This is a genomic window from Streptosporangium nondiastaticum (assembly GCF_003011965.1).
Classification (GTDB): Bacteria; Actinomycetota; Actinomycetes; order Streptomycetales; family Streptomycetaceae; genus Streptomyces; species Streptomyces nondiastaticus.
Window position 1 is genome coordinate 1 of record NZ_PXWG01000208.1, and the last position, 7971, is coordinate 7971.

The 7971-nt window shown below is 75.6% G+C and carries 8 protein-coding genes; 4 read left to right on the forward strand and 4 right to left on the reverse strand.

Annotation, left to right across the window (positions count from 1 at the left end; translation table 11 throughout):
- The 3 genes from B7P34_RS34010 to B7P34_RS34020 form a co-directional block, all read right to left on the reverse strand.
- On the reverse strand, positions 1-768 hold a 768-nt coding region (locus B7P34_RS34010; RefSeq protein ID WP_223268522.1), incomplete at its 3' end, for a hypothetical protein.
- A gap of 83 nt (positions 769-851) precedes the next feature.
- Positions 852-1754, reverse strand: a complete 903-nt coding sequence (locus tag B7P34_RS34015; RefSeq protein ID WP_106682014.1) for a crotonase/enoyl-CoA hydratase family protein — start codon at positions 1752-1754, stop codon at positions 852-854.
- Positions 1751-3421, reverse strand: coding sequence for an acyl-CoA dehydrogenase family protein (locus B7P34_RS34020; protein ID WP_435693994.1), 1671 nt, complete (start codon positions 3419-3421; stop codon positions 1751-1753). Before B7P34_RS34020 ends, B7P34_RS34015 begins: the two co-directional genes overlap by 4 nt.
- Before the next feature lie 86 nt (positions 3422-3507).
- On the opposite strand from B7P34_RS34020, the gene B7P34_RS34025 reads away from it, so the two are divergent.
- The 4 genes from B7P34_RS34025 to B7P34_RS34040 all read left to right on the forward strand — a co-directional run bounded on the left by B7P34_RS34025 (position 3508) and on the right by B7P34_RS34040 (position 7087).
- Positions 3508-4257, forward strand: a complete 750-nt coding sequence (locus B7P34_RS34025; RefSeq protein WP_106682015.1) for a PaaX family transcriptional regulator C-terminal domain-containing protein — start codon at positions 3508-3510, stop codon at positions 4255-4257.
- Positions 4258-4344: 87 nt separating this feature from the next.
- Positions 4345-5043, forward strand: a complete 699-nt coding sequence (locus B7P34_RS34030) for a response regulator transcription factor (RefSeq protein ID WP_106682016.1) — start codon at positions 4345-4347, stop codon at positions 5041-5043.
- Positions 5040-6539, forward strand: a complete 1500-nt coding sequence (locus tag B7P34_RS34035) for an ATP-binding protein (protein ID WP_223268523.1) — start codon at positions 5040-5042, stop codon at positions 6537-6539. Before B7P34_RS34030 ends, B7P34_RS34035 begins: the two co-directional genes overlap by 4 nt.
- Positions 6536-7087 (forward strand): hypothetical protein, encoded by a 552-nt coding sequence (locus tag B7P34_RS34040; RefSeq protein WP_106682017.1) that lies wholly within the window; start codon positions 6536-6538, stop codon positions 7085-7087. Before B7P34_RS34035 ends, B7P34_RS34040 begins: the two co-directional genes overlap by 4 nt.
- Before the next feature lie 73 nt (positions 7088-7160).
- On the opposite strand, the gene B7P34_RS34045 is transcribed toward B7P34_RS34040, so the two are convergent.
- Positions 7161-7667 (reverse strand): MarR family winged helix-turn-helix transcriptional regulator, encoded by a 507-nt coding sequence (locus B7P34_RS34045; protein WP_106682018.1) that lies wholly within the window; start codon positions 7665-7667, stop codon positions 7161-7163.
- Between the last annotated feature and the right edge of the window lie 304 nt (positions 7668-7971).

Here is a 7971-nt window from a genome sequence, read left to right on the forward strand (position 1 = left end):
GGGTGCGGGGGGAGGCGGCGCGGGCCGGGGCTGCGCCGGCGGGACGGGCAGGGGCGCGGGGCGAGGGACGGCCGGCGGGGTCGGTGGCGGGGCGCTGTCGCAGCCGATGACGAGCGTCGCGGAGGCTGCGCCGTCACCTGCCGTGAGGGCGAGGCAGCCGGGCCTGTTCACGATCACCGCGGCGGCGGTGTCGTCCCCGGGCCCGCCGGGTTCGCCGCCCGCCACGAGGAGCCGGCCGGGACCGTACTCGACGAGGGCGGAGCCGGGGCGGTGACGGGAGACGGGCGGCGGACCGCCGGACAAGTGCCGCTGCTCACCGGCCCGGTGCTGCGGCGCGTTGTCGTCCTGGTGCTGTTCGCCGACGTGGCGCGGCCCGGTCGGCCGACGCTGACTGCCGACCGGATGCTCCTCGTCGGCCGGGCGCAGCTCGTCCGCCCGGTGTTGCCCATCGGTGCGGTGCGGTCCGTTGCCGACCGGGTGCTGCCGACCGGCCGGGTGCCACCCGTCGCCCGTGCGCTGCTCGCCAACCCGGTGCCGCTCATCGGCGTGGCGCTGCCCGCCGGCCTGTACGCCCCGGCGGGCAGCCGGCGCGACGTTGTGCGTCCGCTCGACGGCGCCCGCCGCCGGCCCGCCGCTCCGGACGGTGCGGCCGCGGTCCGGGCCGGCACCGGGATCCTCCCCCGGAATGGGCCCGGCCGCGCCCGTCGTCGCCAGTACGGCCGCGAAGGCCACGATCCCCGCACGCCCCGCGCGCACCCATCCGCTCACGAGGAGAGATCCTGCCGGTTGTCCATCCCTCAACTGCCCCGTGGCGGGGGCAATCCCACCGAAGGGATGAAGAACTGTGTGTTTTATGTGCGGGATTCACCCGGCAAGAAGGGCGAACGGGGCGTAGGCGTGAACTCCCCGTGCCGGCCGGCGCCGGCGGCGAAGCGCGCCGCTCCCTCGGCGGCGCCGGCCAACGACGCCTTTCCGAAGGCGAATTCGGAGGCCATCGCCTCCTCCTCGGTGAGGCCTTCCTGGCCGAGGACGGAGGCCCGGTCGCCGCGCAGGCAGTCCTGGGGGAAGCGGGCGATCTCCGCGGCCAGTCGCTCCGCGGCGGCGCGGGCCGTGCCCGTGGGGACGACGCGGTCGGCGAGCCCCATCGCGTACGCCTCGGGGGCCGGGACCGGGCGGCCCGTCAGCACCATGTCCAGGGCGCGGCCCGTCCCGACCAGGCGGGGCAGCCGGACGGTGCCGCCGTCCACCAGCGGCACGCCCCAGCGGCGGCAGAACACCCCGAAGACGGCGTCCTCCTCGGCCACCCGCAGGTCGCACCAGAGCGCGAGCTCCAGGCCGCCCGCGACGGCGTGCCCGCCGACCGCCGCGACGACCGGCTTCGACATCCGCATCCGCGTGGGCCCCATCGGGCCGTCGCCGCCGGGCTCCACGCGGTTGCCGCGCTCGCTGCCGAGGGCCTTCAGGTCGGCGCCGGCGCAGAACGTGCCGCCCTCGCCCCACAGCACCGCGACGAGGGCCTCGTCGTCGGCCTCGAAGGCGCGGAAGGCGTCCGCGAGCAGACGCGCGGTCGGCCCGTCCACGGCGTTGCGGACGTCCGGCCGGGACAGGATGACGGTGGTGACGGGACCGCAGCGTTCGGTGCGAACCGCCGGGGGCCGCCCGTCGGACGAGCGCCCGTCGGACGGGCGCCTGCCGGGGGAACGACTGCCCTGCCCCGCGGGGCCGCTCCGCCCCGCGGTCCCGCCCGTCGTCACCGCACGTCCTTCGGCGCGGCGCGGTCGAGGATCTGCCCCAGGTCGGCCCCCGGCGGCAGCGTGCCGAAGGCGTGGCCCCACTCCCCGTCCAGGCGGGAGGCGCAGAAGGCGTCGGCCACGGCGGGGGTGCCGTACCGGACCAGCAGGCTGCCCTGGAGGACGAGGGTGAGCTGTTCGGCGAGGCGCCGGGCCAGGAGCTGGGCGCGGGCGGGGTCGCCGAGCGACCCGAGCAGGTCCCGCAAGCGCGCGGCCGCGGCGTCGAGCCGGGCGTCCGCGCCCGCCGCGGCGCCGACCTCGGCGAAGTAGGCGTCCAGGGCGGCCGGTTCCTTGGCGAGCGCGCGCAGCACGTCGAGGGCGACGACGTTGCCCGAGCCCTCCCAGATGGACAGCAGCGGGGCCTCGCGGTAGAGCCGCGGCATGCCGGACTCCTCGACGTAGCCGTTGCCGCCCAGGCACTCCAGCGCCTCGGCGGCGTGCGTGCTGCCGCGCTTGCAGACCCAGTACTTGCCGGCGGCGAGGGCGAGCCGGCGCAGCGCGCCCTCGGCGGCGTCGCCCGCCACCGAGCGGTCGACCGCCGCCGCCAGCCGCATCGCGAGCACCGTCGCGGCCTCCGACTCCACGGCGAGGTCGGCCAGGACGTTGCGCATCAGCGGCTGGTCGATCAGCTCCGCCCCGAACGCCTTGCGGTGCGCCGCGTGGTGCAGGGCCTGCCGCAGCCCCGCGCGCATGCCGGCCGCGGATCCGAGGACGCAGTCGAGCCGGGTCATGTTCACCATCTCGACGATCGTGCGCACCCCGCGGCCGGGCTCGCCGACCGGCCAGGCGACGGCCTGCTCGTACTCGATCTCGGCGGAGGCGTTGGAGCGGTTGCCGAGCTTGTCCTTGAGCCGCTGCAGGCGCATGGCGTTGCGGGTGCCGTCGGGCAGGACGCGCGGCATCAGGAAGCAGGTCAGGCCCTCCTCGGCCTGCGCCAGGACGAGGAAGACGTCGCTCATCGGCGCGGAGGTGAACCACTTGTGGCCGGTGACGGCGTACGAGCCGTCGCCGGCGGGCACGGCCGTGGTGGTGTTGGCGCGGACGTCCGAGCCGCCCTGCTTCTCCGTCATCGACATGCCCGCGATCAGGCCCCGCTTGCCGAGCGGGGGCCGGAGACCGTAGTCGTACGTGCGGGAGGCCAGCAGCGGCTCGTAGGCGGCGGCGAGCTCCGGCCGGGCGCGGAGCGCGGGGACGGCGGCGTACGTCATCGAGACCGGGCAGCCGTGGCCGGGCTCGGCCTGGGCCCACGCGTAGAACTTCGCCGCCCGCACCAGGTGCGCGCCGGGGCGGGGCTCGGCCCAGGGCGCGGCGTGCTGGCCGCTCTCCACGGCGACGGCCATCAGCTGGTGCCAGGCGGGGTGGAACTCGACCTCGTCGACGCGGTGGCCGTACCGGTCGTGGGTGCGCAGCACCGGCGGGTGCGCCTCGGCCAGGCGCGCCCAGTCCTGCACCTCCTCCGACCCCGCCCGCGCGCCGAGCTCGCGGACCTCGGCCTCGCCCCACGCGCCGCCGTCACGGCGCAGCGCCTCCAGCAAGGCGGGGTCGTCGGCGGTGGTGAAGCCGGTCAGGGGCGGGGCCTGGTTGAAGACTTCGTGCGTGGCGCTCACGGCGACCTCCTGCGGGGGCGGCATTACACTTTCATGATGCGTGATCCGAGACCGTAATGGATAGACCGTGAGAGGCGACAGGCAGGGCGGTGGGTAGGTTGGGCCCGGTCATGGACGAATCCCTTTCGCTGCGCCCCCTGACCGCGCGCTCGGTCGTGCTCTCCACACTCCTGGGGCATCACCCGCCCGCTCTGCCCGTCCGCGCCCTCGTCCGTGTGGGCGAGCTCTTCGGGACGGCGGAGGGCACGGTGCGGACGGCCCTGACCCGGATGGTCGCGGCGGGGGACCTGGAGCAGCACGACGGCACCTACCGGCTCACCGACCGGCTCGTCGCCCGCCAGGCCCGCCAGGACGACAGCAGGGCGCCCCGTACGGTCCACTGGGACGGCGACTGGGAGATGGCCGTCGTCACGGCCGACCGCCGTTCCGCGCCCGACCGCGCCGCCTTCCGGCAGGCCATGGCCGCGCTGCGGCTCGGCGAGCTCCGCGAGGGCTGCTGGATGCGCCCCGCCAACCTCCTGCGGGAGCCGCGGGACCGGCCGGCGGTCGTCACGGCCCAGTGCGCGCTGTTCACCGGCGCCCCGGAGGGCGATCCCGCGGCCCTCGCGGCGGCCCTGTGGGACCTGGACGCCTGGGCAGCCCGCGCCCGGTCCCTGGACGCCGCCCTCCGCGAGGACCGCACGGCGGACCTCGCCGGGCGCTTCACGGTCTCGGCCGCCGTCCTCCGCCACCTCCTGGCGGACCCGGTCCTGCCGGAGGCCCTGCTGCCGGCGGACTGGCCGGGGGAGGGGCTGCGGCGCCGCTACGAGGCGTTCGACCGGGACTTCCGGGCCCTGCTGCGGCAGCGCATCGGCATATGACGCATGAATATGAGCAGTCTGTGACAGTTCTGCGGTTCGGAGGGCCGTGCGGCGCACGCACGTACTGAAGGGAACGATACTGTCCGCATGTCACGGGTGCTGCTGATCGAGGACGACCGCGCGGTACGGGAAGGCGTCTCCCTCACCCTGCGCCGCCGCGGCCACGAGGTGGAGGGCGCGGCCACCGGCGAGGCCGGGCTCGCCGCCATGGAGACCTTCCGCCCCGACCTCGTCCTGCTCGACCTCATGCTGCCCGACAAGAGCGGATTCGAGGTGTGCCGCCGCATCCGGGCCACCCAGCAGATCCCGATCATCATGCTCACCGCGCGCGGCGACGACATAGACGTCGTCCTCGGGCTGGAGGCCGGCGCCGACGACTACATCGTCAAGCCCGCCCGCGGCGAGGTCCTGGAGGCCCGCATCCGGGCCGTGCTGCGCCGGGCCGCCCCCGGCGACGGCGGTCCGGACCCGGCGGCCCTCCAGCCCGTGGAGACCCACGGCGACCTGACCATCGACCGCAAGGGCCTCCTCGTCGCCAAGCACGGCCAGGACCTGCCGCTCGCCCCCTCCGAGATGAAGCTGCTGCTGTACCTGTCCGCGACCCCGGGCCGCGTCTTCAGCCGCCAGCAGCTCCTGGAGCACGTGTGGGAGCACAGCTACCACGGGGACGCCCGCCTCGTGGACGCGTGCGTGATGCGGCTGCGCACCAAGGTCGAGGAGTCCACCCGGTCGCCGAAGTACATCCAGACCGTCCGCGGCTTCGGCTACCGCTTCGGACCCCTGTGAGACGGCCCGCCCTCCCGCGCCGGCCCGCCCTGCGCCGCCCCGGCTTCCGCCGCCCGTCCCTGCGCGCCGTCGCCGCCGGCCTCCGCGCCCGCCTCGTGCTGGCGTTCCTCCTGGTGGCCGCGCTCAGCGCGCTCACCACGGCGGCCCTGACCTTCCGCGAGGCCCGGACGGCCATCCTCAAGCGCACCCAGGACACGGCCATCGAGGCGCTGCGCTCCCAGGTGAACTCGCAGGTCCCCGACTACAGCTTTCCCCTGTCCCAGCAGTCCCTGCAGGACCTCCAGCACCGGCTGAACGCGGCGGGCAGCGCCCAGCGCTGGACCATCCACCTGCGCTACCAGGGCGGCGGGCTCGTGCCCGGCGGCGATCCCGGCCGGATCCCGAAGGGCGTCCAGGCGAAGGTCCACGCGGGCATCCCCGCCTTCCAGCGCCTCGAGCGCGGCGGCGAACCGTGGCTCGCCATCGGCCTGCCCGTCACCTACCGCGGCACCAGCGAGGCCTCCGGCCTGGAGGTGTACGCGCAGATGCCGCTCCGCGAGGACGAGGCGAACGTCCAGGCCCTGGTCAAGGCCGCCCAGAGCGGCGCCCTGCCCGCCGTCGCCCTGGCCGCCGTGCCCGCCCTGATCGCCGCGAGCGGCGTGCTGCGGCCCGTGCGCGAGCTGCGCCGCGCCTCCCGCAAGCTCGCCGCCGGCGAGCTCGACACCCGCCTCAAGGTCACCGGCCGCGACGAACTCGCCGACCTCTCCCGCACCTTCAACGACATGGCCGAGGCCCTGGAGGAGAACGTCGCCGAACTGCGCCGCATGGAGGCCAACTCGCGGCGCTTCGCCGCCGACGTCTCGCACGAGCTGCGCACCCCGCTGGCCGCGATGACCGCCGTCGTCGACGTCCTCGACGAGGACGCGGCCTCCCTCGACCCCGACACCGCCTACGCCGTCCGCCTCATCAGCGAGGAGACCGGGAAGCTCGCCCGCATGGTCGAGGACCTGATGGAGATCTCCCGCTTCGACGCGGGCGCCGCCGCCCTCCACCTGGACGAGGTCGACGTCTCCGAGACGATCCGCAAGACCGTCCAGGCCCGCGGCTGGCAGGACAAGGTCGCCGCCGACCTGCCCGAGGGCGTCCGCGCCCGGCTGGACCCGCGCCGCATCGACGTCGTCGTCGCCAACCTCGTGGGCAACGCCCTCAAGCACGGCGGCGAACCGGTGGACGTCGCGGTCCGGGTGGCCCACGGCGAGGAGGGCCGCCGCCTGCTGATCGAGATCGCCGACCGCGGCGAGGGCATCGACCCCGACGTGCTCCCGCACGTCTTCGAGCGGTTCTTCAAGGCCGACTCCTCCCGCGCCCGCTCCGAGGGCAGCGGCCTCGGCCTGGCGATCACCCTGGAGAACGTGCGCCTGCACGACGGGACCGTGCGGGCCGCCAACCGACCCGGAGGAGGCGCCGTGTTCACGGTGGAGCTGCCGCTGCGGCAGGGCGGGGGCGAGGCGGCATGACGGGCCGGGGACTGCGGCACGCCGCCGTGGCCGCCGCGCTGCTGACCGCCCTCGCGGGCTGCGGCGTCACGACCACCGACGTCATCGACGTGGGGCAGCCCGCGACGGGCGCCAAGCGGCAGGGCGAGGTCGCCGCCGAGGCGAAGCTCTACTTCATGTCGCCCACCGGCGTGACACAGGTGACCCGCCCGGCCAAGGCCAAGCTCGGCGCGGAGGACGCCATCGTGCTCCTGCTGGAGGGGCCCGACGAGGACCAGCGGATCCGGGGCCTGTACACCGACGTGCCCAAGATGAAGGGCGAGGTGCACGTCACCACCGGCACCCTGCGGGTGGGCATCCAGATGCCGTACAACGTCCTGCGGCTCTCGCCGGTCGCCCGGAGCCAGTTCGTGTGCACCGCGGCCGCCAACGAGGTGCCGCGCGGCCGGCAGATCCACGACGTGAAGGTCGAGCTCAGCGGCGGCGGGGTCGTGATCTCCGACCTCGTCTGCGACAGCAACAACGCCTTCCCCGCGGCCAAGGTGCCGACGCCGGCCCCGACGCCCTGACGGCGCCCGGACGACTCCGGCCCGTACACCCTCCCGGGGGTACGGGCCGGAAAGCGCGGGCCGCCGGAAGGGCTCAGGGCTGGAGGCCGCCCAGCCGTCCCTCCAGCAGGACGAGCAGCTGCGCGAGCGTCTCCGCCAGCTCGGCCCGGCGCTCCCCGCCGAGCCCCTCCAGCAGCGCGTTCTCGTAGCTCAGCTGATGCGGGATCAGGCGGTCGATGAGCTCCCGGCCCTCCTCCGTCAGGGACAGGTGGGCCACGCGCCGGTCCCGCTCGTCGGCGCGGCGCGCGACCAGCTCGCGCGCTTCGAGGACCCGCAGCCGCTTGGTCACCGCGGCCCCCGACGCGAAGGTCTCCCGGGCGATCTGGCCCGGCGTCAGCTCCCGGCCCGTGCGCCGCAGCGTGCCGAGGATGTCGAACTCCGCGCGCGTCAGCCCCTCCCGCACCAGCGGGGCGTCCGTGGCCTGCTGGAGCAGCGCCGCGCAGCGGTTGAGCCTGCCGATCACGGCCATCGGCGCGGTGTCGAGTCCGGGGTGGACCTGCTGCCACTGCCGCAGCACGCGCGCGACGATGTCCTCGGTCACGGTGGTGATCCTTTCCAGTCGGTGCTCCGGGTAGATTCTGCCGCCCCGCCGGTGCCCGTCCGGAGGGAGGCTCAGAACGCCGCCGCGCCGCCGGGGGCGCGCCCCCGTACGAGCGAGGCCAGCGCCCGGTGGCCGTCGCGCTCGGCACGCGCCACCCGCTCCCCGGGCGAGGTCCGCCATCCAGCTCCTGGTGCTCGGCGGCGCGCTCCTGACGGCCCTGCTGTCCATGAGCGCCGTCCGCGACCAGCGACTCCCCGAAGGGGAGTTCTGGTTCCTGCTGCTGTCCTCCGCCGCGGGCGCCGCC